We start from the raw sequence: 26,406 nt of genomic DNA, 5'->3' as shown, positions 1-26,406 counted from the left end.
CATGAGCCGGCAAGACCTCCACCGCGAGGACCCGGACCGGTTGTACACCGTCACCGGCGGGCGCAGCCGCGCGAACGAGAGCGCGCTGGACCTGGTGACGCTGATCGTGAGCGAAGGCGATCCGGTGCCGGGCATGCAGTCCGAGCACGTCCGGATCCTGCACCTGTGCCGGCACCCGACGGCGATGGTGGAGGTCGCCTCGGAGCTGGGCCTGCCGGTGAGCGTCGTGAAGATCCTGCTGTGCGACCTGCTCGACACCGGCCGGGTCACCGCCCGCCACCCGTCCTCGGCTCCCGCCGCCGCCGATCTGCCCGATCTCGAAACCCTGAAGCAGGTACTCGTTGGACTGCAGAAGCTCTGACCAGGACGTCCGCACCCCGCTGCCGAGCACCGCCCGGGACGGGCTGAAGATCGTGATCGTCGGCGGGTTCGGGGTCGGCAAGACGACCATGGTCCGGTCGGTCAGCGAGATCCGCCCGCTCAGCACCGAGGAAACCATGACGCAGGCGGGCATCGGGATCGACGACGGCGCCTCGCCCGGCAAGACCACCACCACGGTCGCGTTCGACTTCGGCCGGATCAGCCTGAACGAGCAGATGGTGCTGTACCTGTTCGGCGCCCCGGGCCAGGAGCGGTTCTGGTTCCTCTGGGACCGTTTGTTCGCCGGGACGCTGGGCGCCGTCGTGCTGGTGGACACCCACCGGCTGGCCGATTCCTGGTACTCCATCGACCGCCTCGAACACCACGGGACGCCGTTCATCGTGGCGCGCAACAACTTCGGCGAGCCGCAACACTCCCTCGACCAGGTGCGCCAGGCCCTCGACCTGTCCGCCGACGTGCCGCTGATCGACTGCGACGCCCGCCGGCGCGACTCCAGCAAGACCGTCCTGCTCTCCCTCGTCCACCACCTCTTCGCCCTGTCCGCCGCCCGGGAGACCACTTCATGAGCACCCCTCAGCCCGCCCTCGCCACCCGGTTGTCCGGGCCGGGTTTCCAGCAGACGTCGGCGGATCTCTACGCGGAGATGCGGCGGGCGCACGGGCCGGTGGCCCCGGTGCTGCTCGACGGGGACGTGCCGGCGTGGCTGGTCCTGGGGTACCGCGAAGTGCAGTACGTCGTCAGCAATCCGGAGGTCTTCGGGCGCGATTCGCGGCGCTGGAACGCCTGGGACCGCGTCCCGCCCGACTGGCCGTTGCTCCCGCTGCTGGCCCACCAGCCCACGATGATGTTCGCCGAGGGCGCCGAGCACCGGCGGCGGGCCCAGGCGCTCGACGAGGCCCTCGGCGCCGTCGACCAGTTCGAGCTGGGCGCCCGGGCCCAGCAGGTGGCCGATCAGCTCGTCGACGCCTTCGCCGGCAGCGGCGAGGCCGACCTGATCACCCAGTACGCCGACGGGATCCCGCTGCCCGTCGTGGCCCGCATGATCGGCGTGCCGGACGCGGAAACCGCCGACCTGGTCCAGGACGTCTACCGGACGCACGCCGCCGGCGAGGGCGCGAACGAGGCGTACGCGCGCGTCCGGGACAAGGTGCGGCGGATGGTCGAAGCCAAGCGGCGCGCCCCCGGCCCGGACGTCACCTCGCGGCTGCTGGCCCACCCGGCCGGGCTCGCCGACGAGGAGATCACCGAAGATCTGCTGCACCTGATGAACGCGGGCCAGCTGCCCACCGCGTACTGGATCGGCAACACCCTGCGCCTGATGCTCACCGACGACCGCTTCGCGATGACGCTGTCCGGCGGGCGCCGCAGCGTCGGCCAGGCGCTGAACGAGGTGCTCTGGGAGGACACGCCGACGCAGAACTTCCCGGGCCGGTTCGCCGTCCACGACCTCGGACTGGGCGGCCGGCAGATCCGCAAGGGCGACCTGCTCATCCTCGGGCTCGCCGCGGCCAACCAGGACCCGCTCGTCCGGCCGGTCCCGCAGGCCTCGACCGGCAACCAGGCGTACCTGTCGTTCAGCCACGGCGAACACCGGTGCCCGTACGCCGCCCAGGAGATCGCCAAGGTCATCGCCGAGGCGGCGATCGAGGTCCTGCTCGACCGGCTGCCGGACGTCGGGCTGGCGGTGCCGGCCGGCGAACTGGCCTGGCGGCCGTCACCGCTGTTCCGCGGGCTGGCGGCGCTGCCGGTGAAGTTCACGCCGGCCTGGTGATTCCCCCGGCTCGCGGATAGCCCGCGCACCGGGGACCGTGGGATTCTGGCGGCTCACCGGGTGGGGAGCCGGACCCCGCCGAAGTGCGGCACGACGTGGATGCAGATGCTGTGCGCGCCGCTGGTCTTCGACACCGCCGAGCTTGCCCCGGCCGCTCACGGAGATTTCCCCGTGGCTGGACGCGACGACGTATGGGTGGACGCGGAACCCACGCCGTCGTCGGACTCGTTCGGGGTGAGCCCGGCGAACCTGGTCCACCACGTGCGGACGTTCTGGGACCACCGCGACGAGCCGCGGGTGGCGTGGTTCCACTACGCGGACCTGCGGGCCGACCTGCCGGGCCGGCTGCGGCGGCTGGCGGACGCCCTGTCGATCTCGTCGCGGCGGATCGAGCAGCTCGCCGCGGTCTCGGCGACCTCACCGCGAGCAGAAGCCACGCCGGACGAGCCTTGGACAGCTACACGGCGCTCAAGAGCCGCGAGGCGACGGCCGTCGACGAGCTGCTCCGGGGCTGACGCTTTACCCACTCGCGCAGGGACTTCCGGGCAGACTTTTGGCACCACCCGATGGTGTGGTGTTAACTGGCGCGGAAGACAGAGAGCGTTTCCCCAACGCGGCTGCGACGGCGCAGGCTCGCCCGCCCCCCACCGGAAAGGCCCTCCATGCGCGTGTCCGCCCCGCTGTCGTCCGGCCAGCAGCGCCTTTGGACCGTTTCCCAGCTGGACGGGGCCGGAGCGGCCTACAACGAGACGATGGCGTTCGCGTTGCGCGGGCCGGTGGATCGAGAAGCGCTGCAGCGGGCGTTCGATGCTCTCGCCGAGCGGCACGAGGCGTTGCGGACCCGGTTCGTCGTCGAGGACGGGCGGCCGGTGCAGGTGGTCGAGGATGTCGGGTTCGCGTGCCTTGTCAACGATGTCTCCGGACGGCCGGAGGAAGCGGCTGAGCTGCGCCGGGCCGAGGCGTTGGAGGCGTTCGACCTGACGCGGGCGCCGCTGGCCCGGGCCCGGCTGCTGGTGGGGTCCGATGGCGACCACGTTCTCCTGATCACCGTCCACCACGCCGTCTTCGACGGCTGGTCGCGGACCCTCCTCCTGCGCGAACTCGGCCTCCTCTACGCCGCCGGACTCAGCGGTACCGAAGCCGCCCTGCCGCCCGCACGGCCCTACCGCGACCACGCGCGGGCGCAACAAGACTGGCTGGCCGGTGCCGGCCCGTCGCGGCACGAGGACTACTGGCGGGACCGGCTCGACGGCGTCCCCCCGGTGCTGGAACTGCCCGCCGACCGGCCGCGGCCCGCCCGACAGGACTTCCGGGGCGCACGGGTGCCGGTGAAGCTCGGGCCGGAGCTCACCGCGCGGCTGAAGACCCTGGCGCGCGAGCACGGCGTCACCCTCTACTCCACCATCCTGACCTGCTGGTACCTGCTGCTATCCCGACTTTCCGCGCAAACTGACATCGTTGTCGGCGTCCCCACCGCCAACCGGGACGACGCCGGCGAGCACACGCTCGGCTTCTTCGTCAACACCCTGGCCGTGCGCGCCGACCTGTCCGGCTCACGGACCGGCACCACCCTGCTCACGGAGGTCCGCGCGGCCCTGCGGGGCGCCATCGACCACGCCGAGCTGCCCTTCGAACGGGTCGTCGAGCTGGTCAACCCGCCACGCAGCCCGGCGCACACCCCGCTGTTCCAGACGATGTTCGCCTGGGTGCCCACCCAGCACGACCTCCTCGAACTGCCCGGCGTGGCCGTCGCGCCCCTCGACGTCGAGCACGCTCCCGCGAAGTTCGACCTGGCCCTCGGCCTGGCGCACGAAGCCGGTGACGTCGAGGGCCACCTCGACTACGCCGTCGCCCTCTTCGACCACGCCACCGCCGAGCGGTACGCCCGCTACCTCGTGCGGCTGCTGGACCAGCTGGCCACGCGGCCGGACGCGGAAATCACCACCTACGAGCTCCTCGACGACGCCGAACGCCGCGAGATCCTCACCTCCTGGAGCACCGGCCCGCGGCCGAACCGGCGGCCCGGCGGGCTCGTCGAGCGGTTCACCGCGCACGCCGACACCACCCCGGACGCCCCCGCGCTCGTCTGCGACGGCCGGACCTGCACCTACGGCGAGCTGGACCGCCGCAGCACGAAACTGGCGAACGCGCTGCGGGCCCGCGGGGCCGGCCGCGGACGGGTGGTCGGTGTCCTCAGTGGACGGTCGAGGGACCTGGTCACCGCCGTGCTGGGCGTGCTGAAGACCGGGGCCGCCTACCTCCCGCTCGACCCCACCCAGCCGGCCGCCCGGCGCGCGGCGATGATCGAGGACGCGTGCCCGGTGCTGGTCCTCGACGAGGACCTCCCCCTGGACGGCGACGAAACCCGCAGACCGGCGGGAACCGAGCCCGGCGACACCGCGTACGTGATCTACACGTCGGGGTCCACCGGGCGTCCCAAGGGGGTCGAGGTCACCCACCACAGCGTCCTCGCCCTGTTCGACCAATGGCTGGACCGCTTCGGCGCGACACCCGGCGAAGCGACGTCGGCGTGGTCGAGCATCGGCTTCGACGCCTCGGTGCACGAACTACTGCTGCCCCTGACCACCGGTGCCGTGCTGCACGTCGTGCCCGAGGACGTCCGGCCCGACCCGGCCGCGCTGATGGCCTGGCTGCGGGACCACCGGGTGGTCCAGGCCTTCCTGCCACCCGCCTACGTCCGGTGGGCCGACGAAGACCCCGCGCGCCTGCAGGGGCTCGCGCTGCGGCAGCTGCTGACCGGCGTCGAACCGCTTCCGGAGGCCGCCCTCGCCCGGTTCGCGGCCGCCCGGCCCGGCCTGCGGATCTGTTTCGGCTACGGGCCGACCGAAGCCACGCTCTACGCCACCGCGCACGTCGACCCGCAGCCGCGCGACCGCCCGGCCCCGATCGGACGGCCACTGCCCGGCTCGCGGCTGTACCTCCTGGACGAGCGGCTGCGCCCGGTGCCGCCCGGCGTCGTCGGCGAGGTCTTCCTGGCCGGCGACTGCCTGGCCCGCGGCTACCTGCACCGGCCCGACCTGACCGCCGAACGGTTCGTCGCGGACCCGTTCATGCCCGGCGCGCGGATGTACCGGACCGGGGACCTGGCCAGGTGGCTCCCGAGCGGTGAAGCCGAATACGCCGGCCGCCGCGACGACCAGATCAAGCTGCGCGGCTTCCGCATCGAGCCCGGCGAGGTGACGGCCGCGCTGCTGGCCGTGCCCGGGGTGCAGGAAGCCGCCGTGCTGGTGGACCGCGAAGGCGAGCCGCGGCTCGTCGCCGGTGTCGCGGGCGCCGGCCGGACACCGCACGAATGGCGGGCCGCGCTGGCCGGCCGGCTGCCGGACTACATGATCCCGTCGGTGTTCGCCGAGTTCGACCGGCTGCCGCTGAGCCGCAGCGGCAAGCTCGACCGCGACGCCGTCCTGGCGCGTGCCCGCACGAGCGCCCCCGCCGCGGTGAACACCACCGCTCCGCGCGACCACGCCGAACTCGCGCTGCTGCGGATCTGGCGGGACCTGCTGGTGCACCCGGCGATCGGCGTCTCGGACGATTTCTTCGACGTCGGCGGCACGTCGATCTCGGCGATCAAGCTGGCCCACGCGATCGGCGCGGAGTTCGGCCGGGAGCTGCCGATCCGGGACGTCATCCTGCACCCGACCATCGAGGCGCAAGCCGCGCTGCTGCGCGCGGACCGCCCACCGGAGACCGGCAGCCTGATCGAGTTCCGCCGCGGCACGGGCCCGGCCCGGGTCGTCTGCGTGCACCCGGCGGGCGGCACGGCGTTCTGCTACCTGCCGCTGAGCGGGCTGCTGCCCGATGACGCCGGGGTCGTCGGCATCCAGTCCCCCGGGCTCAACGCCGGGGAGGAGCCGCTGCCGAGCGTCGAAGCGATGGCCGAAGAGTACCTGCGGCTCGTCGACCCGCGGCCGGAGGAAAAATTGGTCCTTTGTGGACTCTCCTACGGCGGGCTGATCGCCTACGAGATGGGCCGCCGGCTCGGCGAGCGTGCCAGCGTCGTCCTGCTCGACACGGCCGCCACCGACGACCCGGCCGCGAAGGCGGCGATCGAACCGGTGCCCGCGGCCGAGTTCCGCGAGAAACTGGTCCGCTTCAACGGGATGTACCCCGGGATCGAGGACGCGCAGATCGAGCGTTACCACCGCACGTACAACCACAACCGGCTGACCGCGCGCGAACACGACCCCGGCGAAACCGCCGCGCGCGTGCTCTTCGTGCAGGCCGTCGGCGAGGACCCGGTCCCCGGCAGCGCCGAGTTCTGGCGCCGCCGCGCCCGCGGCGCATTCGAGGTGGTCCCCGCGGACTGCGGCCACTGGGACATGCTGGAGAGCGACGCGTTACCGCTGGTCGCGAAGCTGATCACGGCCGAGCTGGCGGCCCGATGACCTCGATCGCCCGCCGCGTCCACGACCGGGCCCTGCGGCACCCGGACGCCCTCGCCGTGTCCGACGGCGACCGCCGTCTCACCTACGCCGAGCTGAACGCGGGGGCCGCCGCCGTCGCGGAGTCGCTGTCCCGCCGGGGAATCCGCCCGGGCGACGCGGTCGCCGTCAGCCTGCCGCGCTCGGCGGAGCTGGTCCAGGTCATGCTGGGCGTGCTGCGCCTCGGCGGCCAGGTGGTCCCGCTCGACCGGCTGAGCCCGCCCGCGCGCCGGGAGGTCATCCTCGCCGACGCGGGCGCTGCGATCGTGGTCGGCGACGAACCGCCCGGCATCCCCCCGGCCGAGTTGCTGGCCGAAGCCGCAGAAGTGGGTGTGCCCGCCGAACCGGCGCCGGCGTCGTTCCTCTTCGCCACCTCCGGTACGACCGGGCGGCCCAAGGGCGTCGAGGTCCGCGACGCCGGGATCCTGCGGCTGGCCGAGCCCGGCTGGCTCGAGATCGGCACGCGGTTCGCCTGCCTGGCCAACCCCGCGTTCGACGCGCTCAGCTTCGAGGTGTGGGTGCCCCTGTTGACCGGCGGCACGTGCGTGATCCTCGACGACGAAACCGTGCGCGACCCGCAGGCGTTCGCCGACGCGCTCGTCCGGGAGCGCATCGACACGATGTTCGTCACCGCGACCCTGTTCAACGCGGTCGCCGAAACCGTGCCGGGCAGCTTCGCGACCGTGCGCCGGGTCGTCATCGGCGGCGAGCAGCTCAACGCCCCGCTGATCCGCCGCTGGTACCGGGCCAACCCGGACTCGCCGACGCGGCTGCAGAACGGCTACGGCCCGACCGAGACGACGACGTTCGCGCTCAGCTACCCGATCCCGCGCGGCTTCGACGGCGACGTGGTGCCGATCGGCCGCCCGCTGCCGGGCACCGGCGCGGTGGCAGTCGTCAAAACGGACGAGCCGCCGGACGAGCGGGTGGCCACCGAAGGCGAAGTCGCCGAGCTGTACCTCTCCGGCGCCGGTGTCGCCCTCGGCTACCGCGGGCTGCCCGCGGAGACCGGGCAGCGGTTCGTCCGGCTGCCGTGGCTGGACGAGGGCCGCGCGCGGTTCTACCGCACCGGCGACCTCGTCCGCGTGCTCCCGGGCGGGCGCTACGCCTACGTCGGGCGCACCGACCGCCAGGTCAAGGTCCGCGGGTTCCGGATCGAGCCGGGCGAGCTGGAGCAGCGCCTCCTCTCGCACCCGCGGATCCGGCAGGCCCACGTGGCCGTGCGCCGCGCGGCCACCGCCGAACTGCTCGCCTTCGTCGTGGCCGGCGACCTGCCCTTCGACGCGTTCGAAGCGCACCTGGCCGAGACGGTCCCGGCTTATATGCGGCCGCACCACGTCTTCCGCGTCGACGAGCTGCCGCGGAACGCGAACGGCAAGGTCGACGAAGCCGCGCTCCTGGCCGGCGGTCTTCCCGCGTGGCGGCCGGACACCGGCGGCGACGCGACGGCGTGGGAACGCGAAGTCCTCGACGTCGTGTCGGCCGTCCTCGGTGTCCCGGAGCTGCATCCCGGCGACACGTGGCTGCGGTCCGGAGGCGACTCGCTCAAGGCGTTGCGGCTGCGGTTCGCCATCCGGGAACGCTGGGGCACCGACCTGCCGCCGTCGGTCGTCCAACGCGGCACCTTCGCCGATCTCGCCGCGGCGATCTCGGGGGCGGGTCGCGCGGCCTACCCGGATCCGGGCGCCCCGACCACCGCCTCCGTCGCCCCCGCCACCAGCGAACAGCAGCGGCTTTGGCTGGTGCAGCACCGCAATCCCGCGTCCACGGCGTACCACGTGCCGCTCGCCTTCCGGATCACCGGTGAGCCGGACCTCGAGGCGTTGCGCCGGGACGTGCGCGGGCTGGTCGAGCGGCACCCGGCGCTGCGCACCGCGTTCGAGGCCACCTCCGCCGGTCTGCGGCAGGTGACGAAACCGGCGTACGACCCGTGGACCGAGCCTTCCGACGACTTCTTCACCGCGCCCTTCGACCTCGCTTCGGGCCGGCTGGTGCGCGCGGCCTGGCGTCCCGACGGCACGTTCCTGCTGTGCCTGCACCACATCGCGGTCGACGGCTGGTCGCTCAACATCCTGTTCCGGGAGCTGTCCGGCGCCCCGCCGCGAGACGCGCACACGCCCCTCGACTTCGCCGCCTGGCAATCCCGCTGGTTCGCCTCCCCCGGCTATCGCGACCGGCTGATCGAGCGGTCCGACGACGCCGAACCCCTCGGCGCGGCGTCCCTGGCCGGACGGCTGCACACGACCCGCATCGACCGCGAGCGCGTCGACGCCTGGGCCGCCGAGCTGGGCCTGACGCGGTTCCAGCTGCTGCTGGGCGTGTTCGCGTGGAGCCTCTACGCGGTGACCGGGCGGACCCGGCCGCGGATCGCCGCGCCGGTGGCGAACCGGCCGGTGCGGGCCTTCGAAGACAGCGTCGGGATGTTCGCCAACACCGTCCGGCTGCCCCTGGCCGTGGTCCCGGAGGAGGATCCGGACACCCAGCTCCGCCGGCTCGGCACCGCGGCGGCCGCGGCCCTGGACCACCAGGACGTCGCGTTCGCCGACCTCGATCCCGGCTACGCGGCCTTCGACTACCTGTTCGTCCTGGAGAACACGGACTTCGAAGCGCTGCGCCTCCCCGGCTGCGCGATCAGTCCACAGTGGATCGAGGCGGCCGAGGCGAAGTGCGCGCTCACGCTGTCGGTCGTGGAACGGCCGGACGGGTTCGACTGCCTGTGGGAGTACGGGGAAGGCCACTTCACCGAGGCCGAGGTGACGGCCCTCGGCGACGTCTTCGACCGCGCCCTGCACGGCGACGCGCGGACGCCGGACCGTCCTGACCACGGCCGCGGGGCCGACACCGGCCTGACCTGGGAAACCATCGCCGAAGGCTTCGCGCGTCAGGTCGCGCGGACGCCCGACGCCCCGGCGCTGACCGGCGACACGACCTTGACCTACGCCGAACTGGACGCGCACGCGGCCCGGCTCGCCGCCACCCTGCCCGCGGACGCCACCGACATCGCGCTGTACTTCCGGCCGTCGGCCGAGCACGTCGTCGCGCTGCTGGCGCTCGCCCGGCTGAACATCACCGCGGTGCCGCTGGATCCGGCGTACCCGCCGGAGCTGCTGCGCGCCATGCTCGACCGCGTCCGGCCGCGGTGTGTCCTGCTCGCGCCGGGGGAAACCTTCGACACGGACGTCGAGCGGCGGTTCGTCACGCTCACCGGCGGCCCGGTGCCGGACGTCCCGGCCCGGCACGCCGGACGGCCGCTCTACACGCTGTTCACCTCGGGCTCGACCGGCGTGCCGAAGGGCGTGCGCGTGCCGGACCGCACGCTGGCCAACCTGCTGCAGTGGCAGGACGCGCCCCCCGCGACGACCCAGCAGTTCTCGATGCTGTCGTTCGACGTGTCGTTCCAGGAGATCTTCACGACGCTCTGCGGCGGCGGCCGGCTGCACCTGATCCGCCCGGAGTGGCGGCACGACGTCCCGGCGCTGCTGGCGCAGCTCGACACCGCGGGGATCGAGCGGATCTTCCTGCCGTACGTCGCTCTGCAGCTGCTCGCCGAGCACGGCGTCCGGCTCGGGCGGTACCCCGCGCGGCTGCGGGACGTGCTCACGGCCGGCGAGCAGCTGGTGTGCACGCCGGCGATCCGCCGGTGGTTCGCCGGGCTGCCCGGCGCACGCCTGCACAACCACTACGGGCCGACCGAGACCCACGTCGTCAGCGCGCTGACCCTCGACGGCGATCCGGCTTCGTGGCCCGAGCGGCCCGCCATCGGCCGCCCGGTCGCGAACGCGGTCCTGCGCGTCGCCGACGCCGCGGGCGCCCCGCTGCCGCCGGGACAGGTCGGCGAGCTGCTCATCGGCGGGCTCGCGGCGAACCGCTGCTACCTCGGCGACGCGGCGCCGGAGAAGTTCGCCGAGCTGCCGGAGCTGTACTACCGCAGCGGCGACCTCGCGCACTTCGACCGCGCCGGGCTGCTGCACTTCGACGGCCGGGCCGACCGGCAGGTCAAGGTCAGCGGCCACCGCCTCGAACTCGGGCAGGTCGAAGCCGCGCTGCTGCGGCACCCGGACGTCGTCAACGCGGTCGTCACGGTCCAGGGTGACCGGCTGACCGCGTTCCTGGAGTGCCGCCGGACGCCGTCGGCCGCGGAACTGGCGGACTTCCTGGTGCCGCTGCTGCCGCCGCACGCGCGGGTGGACCGTTTCCGGGTCGTCGACGTCCTGCCGCGCACGCCGAGCGGGAAGCTCGACCGGGACGCCGCTTCTTCGGCGCCCGGAACGGACCTGCACCGGACGGCGGACCGGCCGTCGAGCGAGCTGGCGGCGCTGTTCGAAGAGGTGACCGGGACGCCGATCGGCCCGGACGAGACCTTCTTCGCCGCCGGCGCCGGTTCGCTGGCGCTGATGCGGTTCCACCTGCGCTGCGCGGAAGCCGGGTACCGGTTCACCGTGGCGGACCTCTTCGAGCACGTCACGCTGCGGGACCTCACGCGGCACCTGGCGAGCGGCCCGGCCGCGGCCACTGCGTCGTCCCGGCCCGCGGCCGACGAGCCGGTGGCCGTGATCGGCATGGCGGTCCGGCTGCCGGGTGCCCGGAACCTGGCGGAGTTCTGGGACCTGGTCGTGTCGGGCCGCCGCGGGATCGAGGAGTTCCCGGCGGCGGACGGCCTGGTCGGGGCGCGCAGCCTTATGGCCGACCCGCTGGCGTTCGACCCCGGGTACTTCGGCGTCAGCCACCGCGACGCGGCCCTGATGGACCCGCAGCAGCGGCAGCTGCTGATGACGTGCGTGGAGGCGTTGGCGCACGCCGGGATCACCGCGGGAGCCGGCGTCGGCCTGATCGCGGGCTGCGGCGAGAGCACGTACTTCCAGCAGATGCTGCGCGAAGCCGACCCGGCGGCCCTGCCGGACGGCTTCCAGCTGGCCCTGCACCACGAGAAGGACTTCCTGGCGACGAAGGTCGCGTACCACCTGGACCTGACGGGTCCCGCGCTGACGACCCAGACGGCGTGCTCGAGTTCGCTGGTGGCGGTCCACCAGGCGGCCGCGATGCTGCGCGGCGGCGAGGCGGAGGTGATGCTGGCGGGCGGCGTGCTCGTCGACCTCACCCTGGCCGAGGGCTACCGGTACCGGCCGCAGCACATCTTCTCGCCGGACGGGCACTGCCGCCCGTTCAGCGACGACGCGGCCGGAACGGTGGGGGGCAGCGGCGTCGGCGTCGTGGTCCTGAAGCCGCTGTCGGCGGCCCGCCGCGACGGCGACCCGGTGTATGCGGTGGTCACCGGCTCGGCCGTGACCAACGACGGCGCGGTCAAGCAGGGCTACAGCGCACCGTCCCCGGCCGGGCAGCGCGCGGCGATCCGAGCGGCCCTGGAGCGAGCCGGGCGCACGGGGGCGGACGTCGGGTACGTGGAGACGCACGGAACGGGCACCCGCCTGGGCGACCCGATCGAGGTGGCGGCGCTGCGCGAGGCGATGCCCGAGGCTTCGGCGTGCGCGATTTCGTCGGTGAAGAGCCAGATCGGCCACCTCGGCGCGGCGGCCGGGGTGGTGGGGCTGGTCCGCGCGGTGCTGTCGCTGCACCACGGCGTCCTGCCGCCGACGGTGGACTTCCGGGCCCCCAACCCGGCGCTGGAGCTGGGGCCGTTCCGGGTGCCGACGTCGGCGGAGCCGTGGCCCGCGGGTCCGCGGGTGGCCGGGGTGAGCAGCTTCGGCATCGGCGGGACGAACGCGCACGTCGTCCTGGAGCCGGTCCGGCCCGGGTCGCCGGCGCGGCGGGACCCGGTGCGGTGCCTGGTGCTTTCGGCCCGCAGCGCCCCGGCCCTGAAGCTGGAGGCCGCCCGGGTGGCGGAGTACCTGGCGGCGCACCCGGAGTCCTATGTGGACGTGCTGCGGCACCTGCAGTCCGGTCGCCCGGCGGGTCGCTGGCGGATGGCGGCGGCCTGCGAGGACGCGGCCGCGGCGGTCGAGTGGCTGCGCACGGCCGAGCCGCGGGAGGTGACCGAGCCGGCGGGCACCACGCCCGCCGCCGGGCCGGCCGCCGCGTGGCTGGCCGGCACCCCCGTCGACTGGGGTCACTCCCCCGCCCCCGCGCCGTGGGACTTCCCACCACCCGCGTTCGACACCGCATCCTTCGACTTCCCGCGGCGCACCACCACCCGGCTGCCCGAAGCCGGCTGGCTGCACCAGCCCACCTGGATCCGCCTGCGCCGGGCGACCGCCGCCACCACGACCGGCCGCGTCCTCGTCATCTCCGGCGAAGGCCCCCTCACCGCGCCCGCCCTCGACGCCGCCTACTCCCGCGTCGTGCGCGTCCACGCGGCCGGCCACTTCGCCCGCCTCGGCCCCGACGCCTTCGAAGCCGACCCGGCCGACACCGCGCAGCTCCGGCAAGTCCTCGACGCCCTGCCGGACCGGGAAATCGACTGGCTCCACACCCTCCCGCTCGGCATCACCGGCCCGGTCGGGGAAAAGTCCCTCGACCACGCCCGATGGGCTTGCCTCGACACCCCCGCCGCGCTACTCCGGGCCGCCCACGACCGTCCATTGAGGACGTGGTGGGTCTCGCACGGCGGCCCGGCAACGCGCCCCGAAGCCGGGCTGCTCGCCGGCATCACCGCCGTCGGGCCGCAGGAGACCGGCGTCCCCGGCCACTGGGTCGACCTGGAAGGCCCCGACCTGGACCGGATCGCCGACCTCCTCACCGGGCCGACCCCGCCCGAGCGCGTGATCCTCCGGAACGGGTTCTGGTGGCGGCAAGGAACCGCTCCCGTCGAGGCCCCCGAACTGTCCACAATGGACGGCAAATTCCTCGTTCTCGGCGGCACGGGCGGCATCGGCACCGCGGTCGCCGAAGAGCTGCTGACCCGCTCGACCGGCCGGGTCGTCCTGCTCGCCCGCCACCCGCACCTGCCCGAGGCCCTCGCACCGTGGGCCGGCCGCGTCGACCTGCTCGCCGCCGATCTCACGAAGATCACCGCCGACGCGATCGACGGCCCGCTGGCCGGGATCGTGCACGCCGCCGGGACGCCGGCCGGCCGCCTGATCGCCACCCGCGGCGAAGGCACCCAGGACGTCAAGCTCGCCGGCGCCCTCCTCGTGGAAGCGCTCATCGAACGCGACCAGCCGGCCTTCGCCGTCTACTGCTCTTCGCTGTCCGCCCAGTTCGGCGGCACCGGCCAGCTCGACTACGCCGCCGCCAACGGCTTCCTCGACGCGCTCGCCCACCGGGAGGGCCCGACCGCCCGGCTCGCCATCGGCTGGGACGTCTGGCGCGACAGCGGCATGGCCGTCACCGCCCTGGAAACCGACGCCCGGCACCAGGCCCACCTGGCCGTCGGCCTGAGCGACGACGAAGGCCGGCGCACCTTCGCCCGCGCGCTGGCGACCGGCTTCCCGCAGGTCCTGGTGGCCACAACCGGCCTCGAGACCGCCAAAACGTTCCACGAGCGCGAAGCCCCGCCGGCGGCGGCGAACCCGGCCGGGGCGGACCTGACCGAGGAAGTCCGCGCCCTTCTGGGCGTCGCCGAGCTCGATCCGGACGTCCCGCTCTACGACCTCGGCGCCGACTCCCTCACCCTGCTGGACGTGGTCGAGTCGGTGAAACGCCTCTACGGCGTCGACCTCGATCTCGCCTGGCTCGGCCCGGAGGTCACCATGGCGGGGCTGCTGGCCGAGCTGGGCCGGGCCGCCGACACCGGCGAAGTCGTCGTCCAGGTGTGGCGCGAAGGGACGACGGCCGAGGTCGTCTGCCTCGTGCACCCGATCGGCGGGGACGTCCACGCGTACCGCCCGCTCGTCGAGGCGCTGCCGCCCGGACTCGGCGTCTGCGTGATCGCCGACCCCGCGCTGAGCCGGCCCCAACCGCCGGGGTGGTCCATCCCGGACCGGGCCCGCCGCTACCACGAGGCCCTCGAACGGCGTTTCCCCGGCCGGAGCAAACAGCTGGCCGGGTGGTCGTTCGGCGGCTGGGTCGCGGCCGGCATGGCCGCCGAAGCCGAAGCGGCCGGGCAGCCGGTGCGGGCCCTGCACCTCATCGATCCGCCGCCGCCCGGCGCGAGCGCCGCCGACTACGACGACACCCAGCTGGAGACGGTGTTCGAGCGCGAACTCGGCGGCGCCGCGGGCGAACACGCGCGCAAGCTCGCCCGCGCCACCCGGGCCAACCTGCGCAGCATGACCGGGCACGCCCTGCCCCGCCTGGCCGCCACGCCCAGCCACGTCTGGCTCGCCACCGAACCCGAGCCCGGCCTGCCGGTGGCGAGCCGGAACGGCTGGCGGGACCTGCTGCCCGAACCGAGCCACTGGCACGAACTGCCCGCCACCCACTACGGCGTCGTGCGCGCCCCGCACGTCACCGCGGTGGCCGCCGCCATCGAACGGTGAGACCCACCGGAGGAAAGGAAACCATGGAGCAGTACGAACTCGACGCCGTCAAGCGGATCACCACGCGGCCGGCGCGCGCCTACCGGACCCTGGCGGTGCGGGGCCTGACCCCGGTCATCGGCGCCGAGGTCACCGGCCTCGACCTGACCCGTGAACTCACCGACGAGCAGCTCACCGAGCTGAAGACGGCCTTCCTGGACCACCACGTCCTGGTGTTCCGCGACCAGGACATCTCGGTCGAGGACCACAAGCGCCTCGCCGCGGCCTTCGGCGAGCTGCGCCCGGTCAACCCGCCGCCCGAGCACGGTGACCCGTACATCCTCGAGGTCGCGACCGCGCCGGAGTCGGCCACCGTCTTCGGCAACGGCTGGCACGCCGACGGCACGGCCGACGAAGAGCCGTCCCTGGGCTCGATGCTCCACATCACGCGGATGCCCGAGCCGGGCAGCGGCGGCGACACGCTCTTCGCGAACATGCACCTGGCCTACGACATGCTGTCGCCGAAGCTGAAGGAACTCCTGACCGGGCTGACCGCGATCCACGACGGCGCGCACGCCTTCCGCGGCCACAAGATCCCGGACGGCTACGAGCCGCCGGTGAGCGAGCACCCGGTCGTCGTGCGGCACCCGGAAACCGACCGGCCGCTGCTGTACGTCAACCCGGCCTACACCTCGCGCATCCCGCAGCTGTCGGCCGACGAGAGCCAGGCCGTGCTCGACCTGCTGTTCTCGGTCGTGCCGAACCGGCCGATGCTCGCCTGCCGGGTGCGGTGGGAGCCGGACACGCTGGTGTTCTGGGACAACCGCTGCGTCCAGCACCACGCGACCTACGACTACTACCCGCACACCCGCTTCGGCCACCGCGTCGCCATCAACGGCGGCCCGCTCAAAGGCTGAGAGGGAGCTCTCGATGTCGTCCGAACCCGTGGTGGACGTGCGCGATCCGGCCGTCCTCGACGACCCGATGCGCGGTTACGACCGCATCCTGGCCGCGGCACCGGTCTGCCGGGCCCGCCTGCCGAACGGCGAAGAGGGCTGGCTGGTGACCGGTAGCGCCGAAGTCCGGGCCGTGCTGGCGGATCCGGCCGTGCGCAACGACCCGGCGGGTCTGCCGGGTCAGGGTGCGCAGACGCAGGAGGAGACGTTCCTCGCGCTGGGCACGCCCCGGGAACACCTGCCGTACCTGCGCGCGAGCCTGCTGAGCCTCGACGGCGCCGAACACACGCGGCTGCGGCGCAGCATCAGCCACGCGTTCGGCGCGGCGCGGGTCGCCACGCTGCGCCCGCGGGTGCAGCAGATCGCCGGCGAACTGCTCGACGGGCTCGGCGAGACGGCGAACCTGCTCGACGAGTACGCCTACCCGCTGGCCATGGCGGTGGTCTGCGAACTGGTCGGGGTGCCCGAGACGGACTGGGCGGACTGGTGGCGCTGGGGCAAGGTCCTCGTCGACGGCGACCCGGCGTCGATCACGCCGACGCTGACCGCGATGTTCGCCTACTGCCACGACCTGGTGGACCGCCGCCGCGCCGAGCCGCGGGACGACCTGCTCAGCGAGATCGTCGCCCAGGACGACCTGACCGACGTCGACGCGGTGGCCCTGGTCGTGTTCCTGGTGCTGGCCGGTCACGAGACGATGGCGAACATGCTGGCCAACGCGGCGCTCGCGCTGATGCGCGACCCCGCCCAGCGGGAGCTGCTGCGCGGCGAGCCGGAGCTTTGGCCGGCGGCGGTGCGCGAGCTGGTCCGCACGGACGGCCCGGTCCAGCTGGCCCGCTTGCGGTACGCGGCGACCGATCTGGAGGTCGGTGGCGTGCGGATCAAGGCGGGGGACGCGGTGCAGGCGGTGCTCGGCGCCGCCAACCGGGACCCGGCCCAGTTCGCGTACCCGCACGCCGCGGACGTGCGGTGGCAGGCCGAGCACGGGGGCCGGGAAGGGAACGTCGGATTCGGCTGGGGGCCGCACTTCTGCCTCGGCGTGGCGCTGGCGAAGCTGGAGGCGGAGGTCGCGTTGCGGAGCTTGTTCGAGCGCTTCCCGGACGTCGAGCCGATCGGGGAAGAGGCGTGGGTGCCGCTGCCGCGGGCCCGGCACCGGGTCGCCGTGGAGGTGCGGCTGCGGTGAACGCCCCGGACGTTTCGGTCATCCTGCCGTGCGCCGGGCTGGGAACGCGGTTCGGCGCGCCGTACGCGAAGGAACTGCACTGCCTGGCGCCCGGGGTCACCGTGCTCGACCGCAGCCTGGAGGCCGTGGTGGAGCTGGTGAAGAGCGGGCTCGGCGTGCGCGTGGTCGTCGTGATCGGCCCGCACAAGCTGGACACCGTGAAGTACCTGGCGCGCTACGCCGGGACCTTCCAGCTGGTCTTCGTCTACCAGGACGACGTGGCCGCGCCGGGGCTCGACGGGGCGATCCGGTGCGCCCTGCCGCTGACGTGCGGGCCGGTGGCGCTGGTGCTGCCCGACATCGTCGTCAGCAGCGTGGACAGCCTGCTCGGCGCGCTGCGGCAGACGGACGTCGCGGGCTGGAGCGTGGTGGCCGCCGAAGAGCGGGATCCCGTGGTGCTGCGGCAGATGGGCGCGCTGGCGGTGGCCAGCGGGGACGGCGTCGTGACCGTCGAGGCCGCCGCGGAGAAGCCGGCCGACCCGTCGGGCTTCAACGCGCTCTGGGGCATGGTGGCGGTCACCGCGGACCAGGCCCACCGGCTGCCGGACGTCGCGCGGCGGGACGCGGACAGCCCCCTGGCCGGGGCGCGCGCCCTGATGGTGGCGCGGATCGTCAACTACAACACCACCGAGGGATGAGCATGCTCGACGACGTGATGGCGGCGCTGGACACCGTCCTGCCCCGGCTGGCCGCGGTCACCGGCACGCCCGGCGTCGCCGTCGCGGTGGCGACCAGCGACGACCTGCGGACGGCCGCGACCGGGTTCGCGGACCTGGCCGCACGCACGCCGATGACCGCCGGGACGGTCGCGCCGGCGGGCTCGCTCACCAAACCCGTCACCGGCCTGGCGTTCCTGCAGCTCGTCGAGGCGGGGCTGGCCGGGCTGGACACGCCGGTCGACCAGGTGCTGCCCGCGGGACTGCGCGGTCCCGGCGCGGCGCCCGCCACCACCGCCATGCTGGCCGCCCACCAGGGCGGCTACACCAGCGACATCGTCACCGCGGTCGCGCCGACCGCACCGGCCGAGCCGATCCTCGGCTACGTCCGGCGCCGGCACGAGACCGGCCGCGCCGTCGAGTACGGCGGGACGCGGCCGCTGGTGACGGCGCCGGGGTCCTATTCGTACTCCAGCTTCGGCGTCGGCGTGCTCGGCGGGGTCGTCGAGCACCTGGCCGGTGAGCCGTACGCCGCCCGCGTCGCCCGGGAAGTGTTCGCGCCGGCCGGGATGGCCGACACGAGCGTCGGCGAGGGGAACCCCGGCGGCGCCACCGGGTACGCGGCGTTCGGCGACTGGTGCGTGCCGAGCCCGCCGCTGCGCACCGCGGCCTCCCCCGGCGTCGGGATGCACACCAGTGCCGCCGATTTCGCGCGGCTGCTGCAATCCCTGCTGCGCACCGCCCGGGGCGACCGCGGGCTGGTCGGACCGGACTCGCTCGCGGCCATGGTGGCGCCGCGGGTCGAGCGCCCGAGCCCGCACGGCGTCCGCTCGTTCTCCGGCCTGACCCTCGAACTCGCCGATCCGGCGCTGGGCGAGGACTGGTGGTGGGGGCACACCGCGGCGTTCCCGTGGGGCTTCTGGTGGGAAGCGCGGGTCTGGCCGCACCGCGACCTCGCCGCGGTCGCGGTGGGCAACCGGTGGGACATGGCCCGGTTCCACAACCCCGCGACGCGCAGCGCGCCCGGGCTGGCCGTCGAGTGGGCGGGCCGCTGGGCGGTGTCCGGCGCGCCGGCGAAGCTCCCGGACATGGACGGGCGGCCGCGGTGGACCGGTCCCCGGCCCACGCCGGAGAGCTCGCACTGGATGGGCGTCCTGGTCGGCGAACGCACCCACGGCCTGCTCGGCGTGCCCGGCCCGCTGCCGGTGACGGCGCTGACCGCCGGCGCGCGTTCCCTGGGCGAGGGAGACACCGAGGGCTGGGACGCCGACGCGTTCGGGCGCGGCGTGGAGCAGGCCCGCGCGGTGGCGCCGGACCCGGCCGCGCTCGGGGCGCTGGGCCGGGAGCTGGGCCCGGCGGCGGCGCTGTGGATGCTGGAGTGCGGGGCGGCGAGTGCCGACGTCACGATGCCGGTCGGCTTCTACGCCGGGACACCGCGGTGACGCGGGTCCTGCTGTCGACGTACGGCACGCGCGGCGACGTCGAACCGCTGGTGGCCCTCGCGGTCGAGCTCCGGGCGCTCGGCGCGGACGTGCGGATGGGCACCCCGCCGGACGAGGAGTTCGCGGACCGGCTGGCCGGTCTCGGGATCGAGCAGGTGCCGATCGGGCCGCCGGTGCGGGCGTTGATGGGCGCAACCCCCGCGGAACTGACCCGGTACCGCGCCGAGCTGCTCGAGACGCAGTTCGCCGTTCTGCCCGAGGCGGCCGAGGACTGCGCCGCGCTGGTGGCGGCCGGCTTGGCACAGGTCGCCGCGCGGTCGGTGGCCGAAGCCGCGGGCCGCCGCTACGTCTACGTGACGTATTCGGCGGTCAACCTGCCGTCACCGCACCACGCGCCGCCGCCGCGGCCGGGCTGGCCGGAGCCGCCGGGGCTGGACAACCCGGCGCGGTGGGCCTTGGACGCCCGGCGGGTCGACGCGCAGTTCCGCGAGCCGCTCGACACCCACCGGGCCGCGCTGGGCCTGCCGCCGGTGGCCGGCGTCCGCGACCACGTCTACTCGGACCGGCCGTGGCTGGCGGCGGACCCGGTGCTCGGGGCGGCCACCCCGGACCTCGAAGTGGTCCAGACCGGCGCGTGGACGTTGCCGGACGAGCGGCCGCTGCCGGCCGGGCTGGAGGAGTTCCTGGCGGCCGGGCCGCCGCCGGTCTACGTGGGCTTCGGCAGCATCACCCCGGCACCGGAGGTCGCCCGCTGGTCGGTGGCGGCCAGCCGGGCCCGCGGGTACCGGGTGCTCGTCTCGCGCGGCTGGGCCGACCTGGCCGTGGACGGTTGTTTCGCCGTCGGCGACGTCAGCCACCAGCGCCTGTTCGGCCGGCTGGCGGCGGTGGTCCACCACGGCGGCGCGGGCACGACGCAGACGGCGGCCCGGGCGGGGGTGCCGCAGGTGGTGGTCCCGATCCGGCTGGCGGACAACCCGTACTGGGCGAGCCGGGTGGCGGCGCACGGGGTCGGCACGGCCCTCGAGGACCCGACGGCCGAGTCCCTCGCCGCGGCGTTCGACACGGCGCTGGCCCCGGAGACCCGCGCCCGAGCGGCGGCCTTAGGAGCTCGGATCCGCACCGACGGGGCCAAGGCGGCAGCCCGGTTGCTGCTCGACGAGCTCGGCGCGGTGCGGCCGAACGGGTGATTCCCGGGTTCCGGCCTCAACCGGCCGGGAACGTCCGGAGTGGACGGTACGCACTGTTGCCGACAGCAGGAGGAAGCGTGCCGAAACTACTGACCCTTGCCGGAGCGGCGTTGCTCGCCGCCGTCGGGACCGTCGCCGTGGCCCCGGCCGCGTCGGCGCACGACGCGTACGCCGACATCGTCAACTGCAGCTACCAGGGCGCGATCCGCTGCGGCTACGGAGGCGTGACGAACGGCCACACCCGCGTGTACGCCTGCGACACGTTCGGCGACGGCTACGGCTTCCGCACGGAGTGGCGCACCCGCAGCGGCGGCGGGAGCGGCGTGGACGACGCCAACGGCAGCAGCTCGGGCTGCAGCGCCAAGGTCCCGGGCACCTCGGCCAACCCGGTGACCATCTTCCGCGTCTGCCAGAAGACACCCAATTGGCAGTGCTCGAACTGGCTGAACGCCTGAGCCTCAGCGGAAGTTGACCGTCCACAAGGGAATCCTCCGGCGGTCAGCGCTCCAAGCGGCCGGGATCCCCGGATTCGGGACGGCGCGCCAGCCACGCCTCGGTGATGTGGTCGAACATCGCCTGCGCCGCGCCGTCCCCATCCCCGGCCGCGATCCGTTCGTAGACGCGCCGGTGCCCCTTGTTCGACGCCACGCACAGAGCCCGCTCGCTCGGCCCCACGTACCGGGCCGTGTTCACGACCTGGCTCTCCAGCGCCCGCACCACACCCCGTGCCAGCCGGTTGCCCGAGACCTGCATGATCGTGTCGTGGAAGGCGAGGTCCTGCTCGCGGTAGGCGGCGGGGTCGTCGACGAGCTCGTCCATGAGGTCCACCAGCTCGCCCAGCCGGGCGACCACCTCCGGGCCGGCGGTCCGCGCGGCGACCTGCGCCATGTCCGATTCGAGCAGGCGGCGCGTCACCACCAGGTCGTCGAGGACGGCCGAAGTCTCGTCCTCGGCGATCACCGCGGCCAGCACGAGTTCGTCGAGCATGTTCCACATCGACGCCGGGTTCACCACCGTGCCCGCGCCCTGGCGGACCTGGACCAGGCCCTTCGCCTGCAGCAGCTTCACCGCCTCGCGGACGACGGTCCGGCTCACCGAGAAGCTCTCGCACAGCACCGGTTCGGCCGGCAGCGACGTGCCGGGCGGGTGGATCCCGCGCACCACGCGGCCCACGAGTTCGGCGGTGACCGCGCTCGCCAGGTTCGCGGGGCGGCGCACCCACTCGGGGGCGGCGGGTTGCCGGTCTGATGCCGTCATCGTTCCTCCGGTCGCACTGCGCCGACCTCCGCCGTACGCAGGTGAAGCTTACACAGCGCGCCCGTTGACGTCATACGTCATACGAGTTACGTTTTGCCGCACCGTGCCGGGCCACTCCCCGTCCGGCCACCGTCTGGAGAAGTGAGCAGCGATGAAGCAGCGCACACTATTCTCGGCCGCCCTGGCCGCGGCGTTGACGTTGACCGCCGGGTGCGGAAGTGCCGCCGGCCCGGCCGCCCCGTCCGGCGACGCGAGCGGCAAGCTCGTGGTCTGGGACTGGAAATCCGGCGACGCCAAGGCCGCGGGGTACGTCGCGAAGGCCAAGGCCGACTTCGCCAAGCAGCACCCCGGCGTCACCGTCGAGTTCGTGGCCCAGCCCTACGACCAGTACTACACCCTGCTCGGCGCGGCGATCCAGGCCAAGCGCGGGCCGGACGTCATGCTCTTCAACGGCGGCGGCCAGATCCGCGACCGGGTCGGCGACCTCGTCCCGCTGGACTCCTACGTCACCGACGACCGGTCGCGCCTGAGCGGCTGGGACGCCTTCGCCAAGGACGGCAAGGTCTACGCCGAGCCGGTCACCCTGCAGGGCCACCCGGTGTACTACGACAAGGACCTGTACCAAAAGGCCGGGCTGAACCCCGACGCCCCGCCCCGGACCTGGGAGCAGTTCGTCGGCGACTGCGGCACGATCTCGGCCAAGACCGGCGCGAAGTGCCTGGCGCTGGGCAATAAGGAAGGCGCCGGGATCCAGTTCTTCCTGTCGGCGCTGGGTTCGGCGAGCCTGACGCCGCAGGAGTACACCGACTGGATCGCCGGCAAGCGCGACTGGACCGCACCGGACGTCAAACGGATCTTCGAGCTCTGGAAGCAGGCCGGCGACACCGGCCTGAACACCGACGGCGCCAACTCCACCGCGATGTTCAACGACGCCTTCGCGCTCTTCCAGTCCGGCAAGGCCGCGAACGTCATCGGCCTGATGTCCGACGTCGGGCACTGGAAGGACTTCGCCGAGTTCCTCGGTGCGGACAAGGTCGGCGTGATGACCGCGCCGCAGGTCAACCCGGCCGCCACGCCGAGCCTCCCGTACGACGGCGGCATCGGCTACGCGGTCGCGAAGGGGACCAAGGACCCCAAGCTGGCCGCGGACCTGGTCCGGTCGCTGAGCTCGACCGAAGCCCTGAAGTCCTTCTACGCCGACAGCGGCGCGATCGCCGCGGACACCTCGATCGACGTCTCGGCGGCCGGACCGGCCGTGGCGAAGATCGTCGCGGAGGTCAAGAACGGCAAGCCCGCCCTGCACGTCGCCCTCTCCTCGAAGACGCTCGACCTGATGGGCCGGCTCTCGCAGCAGCTGCTGAGCGGGTCGGTCGGGGTCGACGACGTGCTGACGCAGCTGGCCGCGTCGGACAAGGGCTGAGGAGCGTGACCGGGTACTCCCCCGCTCCGGTGGTCCGGGCTCCGGCCCGGACCACCGGAGGACCCGCGCCGGCCCGGCGCGCCCCGCGCGGGACGCGGCTCGAGCGGTTCGCCCCGCTCGTGCTCGTCGCCCCGGCCGTGCTGGTCGTCCTCCTGCTCCGGCTGTGGCCGCTGCTGCTCGGCGTCAACTTCTCCTTCACCGGGGACGGCGACCGCAACGGCACGGCGGTCGGCTTCGACAACTACGCGGCGCTGTTCGCCGACCCGCTGTTCCGCACCGCGCTGCGCAACGTCGGGCTGCTCGTGCTGCTGCTGCCGGTCGCCGTCGCCATCCCCGGCCTGCTCGCCACCTTCATCCACCTGAAAGTGCCGGGCCACCGCGTCTACCGCGGCGTGTACTTCTTCCCGGCCGTGCTGTCCCCGGTGATCGTCGGGGCGATCTTCAACCTGCTGCTGGCCTTCGACGGGCCGGTCAACGCCCTGCTCGGACTGATCGGTCTCGGCCCGGTGGACTGGCTCGGCAACCCGGATGTGGCGATCTTCGCCGTCGTCGGGGTGCACGTCTGGGCGACGTTCGGCATGGCACTGGTCGTCTTCCTGGCCGGATTCTCCACTTTGGACGCTTCCTTGCTGGACGCGGCCAAAGTGGACGGTGCGTCGCTGCTGCAGACCATCCGGCACGTGATCGTCCCCGGCCTGTCCCGGACCATCCAGTTCGTCTTCGTCACCACCATGATCGGGATGCTGACCTCGATGTTCGGGCTGCTGTACGTGATGACCAGCGGCGGCCCGGCGGGCTCCACCTACCTGCCCGAGTACTACGTCTGGATCCAGCAGGGACAGCTGAACCAGCCCGCGCTCGCCTCCGCGGCGTCCACGGTGCTGTTCCTGATCATGCTGGTGGTCGGCCTGGCCCAGATCGGCATCCTGCGCCGCGCCGGAAGGGAGGACTGATGTCCGGTTCCCGGCTGACCAGGTGGCTCGCCGCCGTCCCGATGGCCGCGCTGGCCCTGGCGACGATCTACCCGCTGGTGTTCACCGCGAACGTCGCCATGAAGGACCGCCGCGAGTACACCCTCGACCGGTTCGCCCCCGCCGGGTCGCTGCGCTGGGACAACATCGCCCGGGCGTGGACGAGCGTGGGGATGTCGCGGTACTTCCTCAACTCGGTCGTGGTCGTGGCGTGCTCGGTCGTGGTGCTCCTGCTGCTCGGGTCGATGGCCGGCTTCGCACTGGGGCGCCTGCGCTTCCGCGGGTCGTCCGTGGTCTTCCTGGGCATCCTCGCCGCGTTGTTCGTGCCGTTCCAGGTGATCATGGTGCCGCTGGCCCGGATCATGGCGGGCACCGGGCTCATCGACACCTACCCGGGGCTGGTGCTGGCGTACGTGGCGCAGTTCCTGCCGTTCACGGTCTTCCTGATGACCAGCTTCTACTCGGCCGTGCCGGCGGAGATCGTCGACGCCGCCCGCGTCGACGGCACCACCCTCTACGGCGTCTACTGGCGGATCATGCTCCCGCTGGCGGCCCCGGCGCTGCTGTCGGTCGGGGTGCTCAACGCGCTCTTCTGCTGGAACGACGTCCTGATCTCCCTGCTGCTGATGCCGTCCGCGGAGCACCGGACGCTGATGGTCGGGGTGACCGCGCTGCGCGGGCAGTACTCGGCCGACATCCCGACGTTCGCCGCCGGTGTGCTGATCGCCGCGGTGCCGGTGCTGCTCGTCTACCTGTTCCTGCAACGCCAGATCGCCGACGGGGTCACCGCCGGGTCCACGAAGGGATGAAATGCGCATCACTGCTTTCCGGGCCCTCACGACCGTTCAGGACTGGGGCCGCCCGATCGGCGACGCCAACGGCGTCCACGCGGGCGGTCTCGTCCGGATGCCGCTCGTGGTCGTCGAAACGGACGAGGGTGTCACCGGTGTCGGGCTCGGTTCACACGTGCAGGCGGAGACCGTCTTCGCCGCGATCGAGGGCGAAGACCCGCGCGGCGTGACGGCGCTCTACGACCGGATGCTGCGGCGGACGTTCAAGGCGGGGCACGCCGGCGCGGTGTTCGGCACCATCGGCGCGTTCGACACGGCGTTGTGGGACATCAAGGCGCAGCTGGCGGGCGAGCCGCTCTGGCGGCTGCTCGGCGGGCGGGACCGGCGCGTGCCCGCGTACGCTTCGGGCCTCGACATCGCCTTGGACGACGACGAGCTGGCCGCGCTGTACCGGACGTACGCCGGCCACGGCCTGCGCGCGGCGAAGCTCAAGGGCGGCTTGGACATCGACCGCGACCGGCGCCGTCTGGGTCTGGTCCGCGACGTCCTCGCCGAGGCCGGCGGCGGCCGTCCGGGCCTGATGCTGGACGTCAACGAGAACTGGACGCGCAAGCAGGCGGTCCGGCACGTCGCCGAGCTGGAACGGACCCTCGACCTGACCTGGATCGAGGAGCCGGTGCGGCGCTGGGACGTCGACGGCCACGCGGCGGTCGGCCGCGGCATCCGCGCCTCGGTGGCGACCGGGGAGAACCTCACCGGGCTCGAACAGCACCGGCCCCTGATCGCGGCGGGAGCGGTGGACGTCGTCCAGACGGCGGCGGGCTGGGGCGTCACCCACTTCCTGCGGGTGGCGGCCCTGGCCCACGCCCACGACCTCCCGGTCAGCCCGATCGGGACGACCCCGATCGGCCTGGTCCACGCGGCGACGGCGGTGCCCAACCACCTGGTGACCGAGCTGCAGGACCTCCGCCCCCCGGTGGGCATCACCCTGGACGTGGAGGTCGGCGACGGGGCATTCCTCCTCGGCGACGGCCCCGGCCTGGGCATCCACCTCGACGAGGCGGCGATCGCGGCCGCCGGGCACCGGCTACCGGACCCGTCATCCGGCGGCTCCCACATCCGCCCGGACCGCGCGGGCTACCACCTGCTCCCGGCCTCCGGCAACGGCCACCGAACATCGGTCGAGCTCCCGTGATCGAAAGGCCGACACGCGTGATCGAAGCGTCGACACGCGTGATTGAAGGGTCGACACGGCGCCGGCGGCCGTGTCGTCGCCCCAATCACGCGTGTCGGCTTCGCCATCACGCGTGTCGGCCCTTCGATCACGGCAGTGTCGGGTGGCGGTGGGACCAGCCCACCACCGGCTCCAGGGCCGACGACCTCGGCCCGGCCACGATCGCCGCGGCCCGTGGCCGCGAAGCCGCGCTCGGCACTGACGCGTACGCCGCTCAGCACCGCAACGGTCGCCGCTGAATCGAACACTGCCCGATACTGCCCTTCCGGTTGCCTGAAGGTGCGGAGCATCCTGCCCGTCTTCCGGTTGTGCCCCCGAGCTG

At 73.6% G+C, this 26,406-nt stretch carries 16 protein-coding genes; 15 read left to right on the top strand and 1 reads right to left on the bottom strand.

The genetic code is table 11. The annotated features are described in order from the left end of the window. Window position 1 precedes the first annotated feature (1 nt). From ACWDN5_RS08385 to ACWDN5_RS08335, 11 genes are all read left to right on the top strand, one after another. A complete protein-coding gene (locus ACWDN5_RS08385) occupies window positions 2-361 on the top strand; it encodes a DUF742 domain-containing protein (RefSeq protein ID WP_310969732.1) in 360 nt (119 codons plus the stop codon). A gap of 52 nt (window positions 362-413) precedes the next feature. After that, complete coding sequence (locus ACWDN5_RS08380; RefSeq protein ID WP_310970577.1) at window positions 414-947, top strand: GTP-binding protein; 534 nt, start codon at window positions 414-416, stop codon at window positions 945-947. Next, window positions 944-2,152, top strand: coding sequence for a cytochrome P450 (locus ACWDN5_RS08375; RefSeq protein WP_449675496.1), 1,209 nt, complete (start codon window positions 944-946; stop codon window positions 2,150-2,152). The genes ACWDN5_RS08380 and ACWDN5_RS08375 overlap by 4 nt, the downstream gene beginning before the upstream one ends. A gap of 662 nt (window positions 2,153-2,814) precedes the next feature. Continuing rightward, window positions 2,815-6,558, top strand: coding sequence for a non-ribosomal peptide synthetase (locus ACWDN5_RS08370; RefSeq protein ID WP_449675494.1), 3,744 nt, complete (start codon window positions 2,815-2,817; stop codon window positions 6,556-6,558). Further along, a complete protein-coding gene (locus ACWDN5_RS08365) occupies window positions 6,555-14,969 on the top strand; it encodes an AMP-binding protein (RefSeq protein ID WP_449675492.1) in 8,415 nt (2,804 codons plus the stop codon). Before ACWDN5_RS08370 ends, ACWDN5_RS08365 begins: the two co-directional genes overlap by 4 nt. A 23-nt stretch (window positions 14,970-14,992) precedes the next feature. Further along, window positions 14,993-15,865 (top strand): TauD/TfdA dioxygenase family protein, encoded by an 873-nt coding sequence (locus ACWDN5_RS08360; RefSeq protein ID WP_449675490.1) that lies wholly within the window; start codon window positions 14,993-14,995, stop codon window positions 15,863-15,865. Between the two features lie 13 nt (window positions 15,866-15,878). After that, a complete protein-coding gene (locus ACWDN5_RS08355) occupies window positions 15,879-17,087 on the top strand; it encodes a cytochrome P450 family protein (RefSeq protein ID WP_449675488.1) in 1,209 nt (402 codons plus the stop codon). After that, window positions 17,084-17,764, top strand: a complete 681-nt coding sequence (locus ACWDN5_RS08350; protein WP_449675486.1) for a hypothetical protein — start codon at window positions 17,084-17,086, stop codon at window positions 17,762-17,764. The genes ACWDN5_RS08355 and ACWDN5_RS08350 overlap by 4 nt, the downstream gene beginning before the upstream one ends. Window positions 17,765-17,766: 2 nt before the next feature. Continuing rightward, entirely contained in the window at window positions 17,767-19,224 is a 1,458-nt protein-coding gene (locus tag ACWDN5_RS08345; RefSeq protein WP_449675515.1) for a serine hydrolase domain-containing protein, read from the top strand. Continuing rightward, entirely contained in the window at window positions 19,221-20,411 is a 1,191-nt protein-coding gene (locus ACWDN5_RS08340; protein WP_449675484.1) for a glycosyltransferase, read from the top strand. The genes ACWDN5_RS08345 and ACWDN5_RS08340 overlap by 4 nt, the downstream gene beginning before the upstream one ends. A 77-nt stretch (window positions 20,412-20,488) precedes the next feature. Further along, entirely contained in the window at window positions 20,489-20,866 is a 378-nt protein-coding gene (locus tag ACWDN5_RS08335; RefSeq protein WP_310969724.1) for a hypothetical protein, read from the top strand. A gap of 43 nt (window positions 20,867-20,909) precedes the next feature. Here ACWDN5_RS08335 and ACWDN5_RS08330 read toward each other — a convergent pair whose 3' ends face one another. Next, on the bottom strand, window positions 20,910-21,668 hold the full coding sequence (locus tag ACWDN5_RS08330; protein ID WP_310969723.1) for a FadR/GntR family transcriptional regulator: 759 nt from the start codon (window positions 21,666-21,668) through the stop codon (window positions 20,910-20,912). 151 nt (window positions 21,669-21,819) lie between these two features. Between ACWDN5_RS08330 and ACWDN5_RS08325 the strand changes: the two genes are divergently transcribed. From ACWDN5_RS08325 to ACWDN5_RS08310, 4 genes are read left to right on the top strand one after another with little or no spacing between them, the layout of a single operon-like run. Continuing rightward, window positions 21,820-23,088 (top strand): ABC transporter substrate-binding protein, encoded by a 1,269-nt coding sequence (locus ACWDN5_RS08325; protein WP_310969722.1) that lies wholly within the window; start codon window positions 21,820-21,822, stop codon window positions 23,086-23,088. A gap of 5 nt (window positions 23,089-23,093) precedes the next feature. Continuing rightward, entirely contained in the window at window positions 23,094-24,041 is a 948-nt protein-coding gene (locus ACWDN5_RS08320; RefSeq protein WP_449675481.1) for a carbohydrate ABC transporter permease, read from the top strand. Beyond that, entirely contained in the window at window positions 24,041-24,868 is an 828-nt protein-coding gene (locus ACWDN5_RS08315) for a carbohydrate ABC transporter permease (RefSeq protein ID WP_449675479.1), read from the top strand. The genes ACWDN5_RS08320 and ACWDN5_RS08315 overlap by 1 nt, the downstream gene beginning before the upstream one ends. A 1-nt stretch (window position 24,869) precedes the next feature. After that, the gene (locus ACWDN5_RS08310; protein WP_310969719.1) at window positions 24,870-26,045 is read left to right on the top strand and encodes a mandelate racemase/muconate lactonizing enzyme family protein; all 1,176 of its coding nucleotides are present in this window, start codon (window positions 24,870-24,872) and stop codon (window positions 26,043-26,045) included. Window positions 26,046-26,406: the final 361 nt, after the last annotated feature.

The sequence above is a fragment of the Amycolatopsis sp. NPDC003731 genome (genome assembly GCF_053586895.1).
Note: the sequence above shows the minus strand (reverse complement) of the source record. Positions and strands in the feature narration are given on the sequence as shown.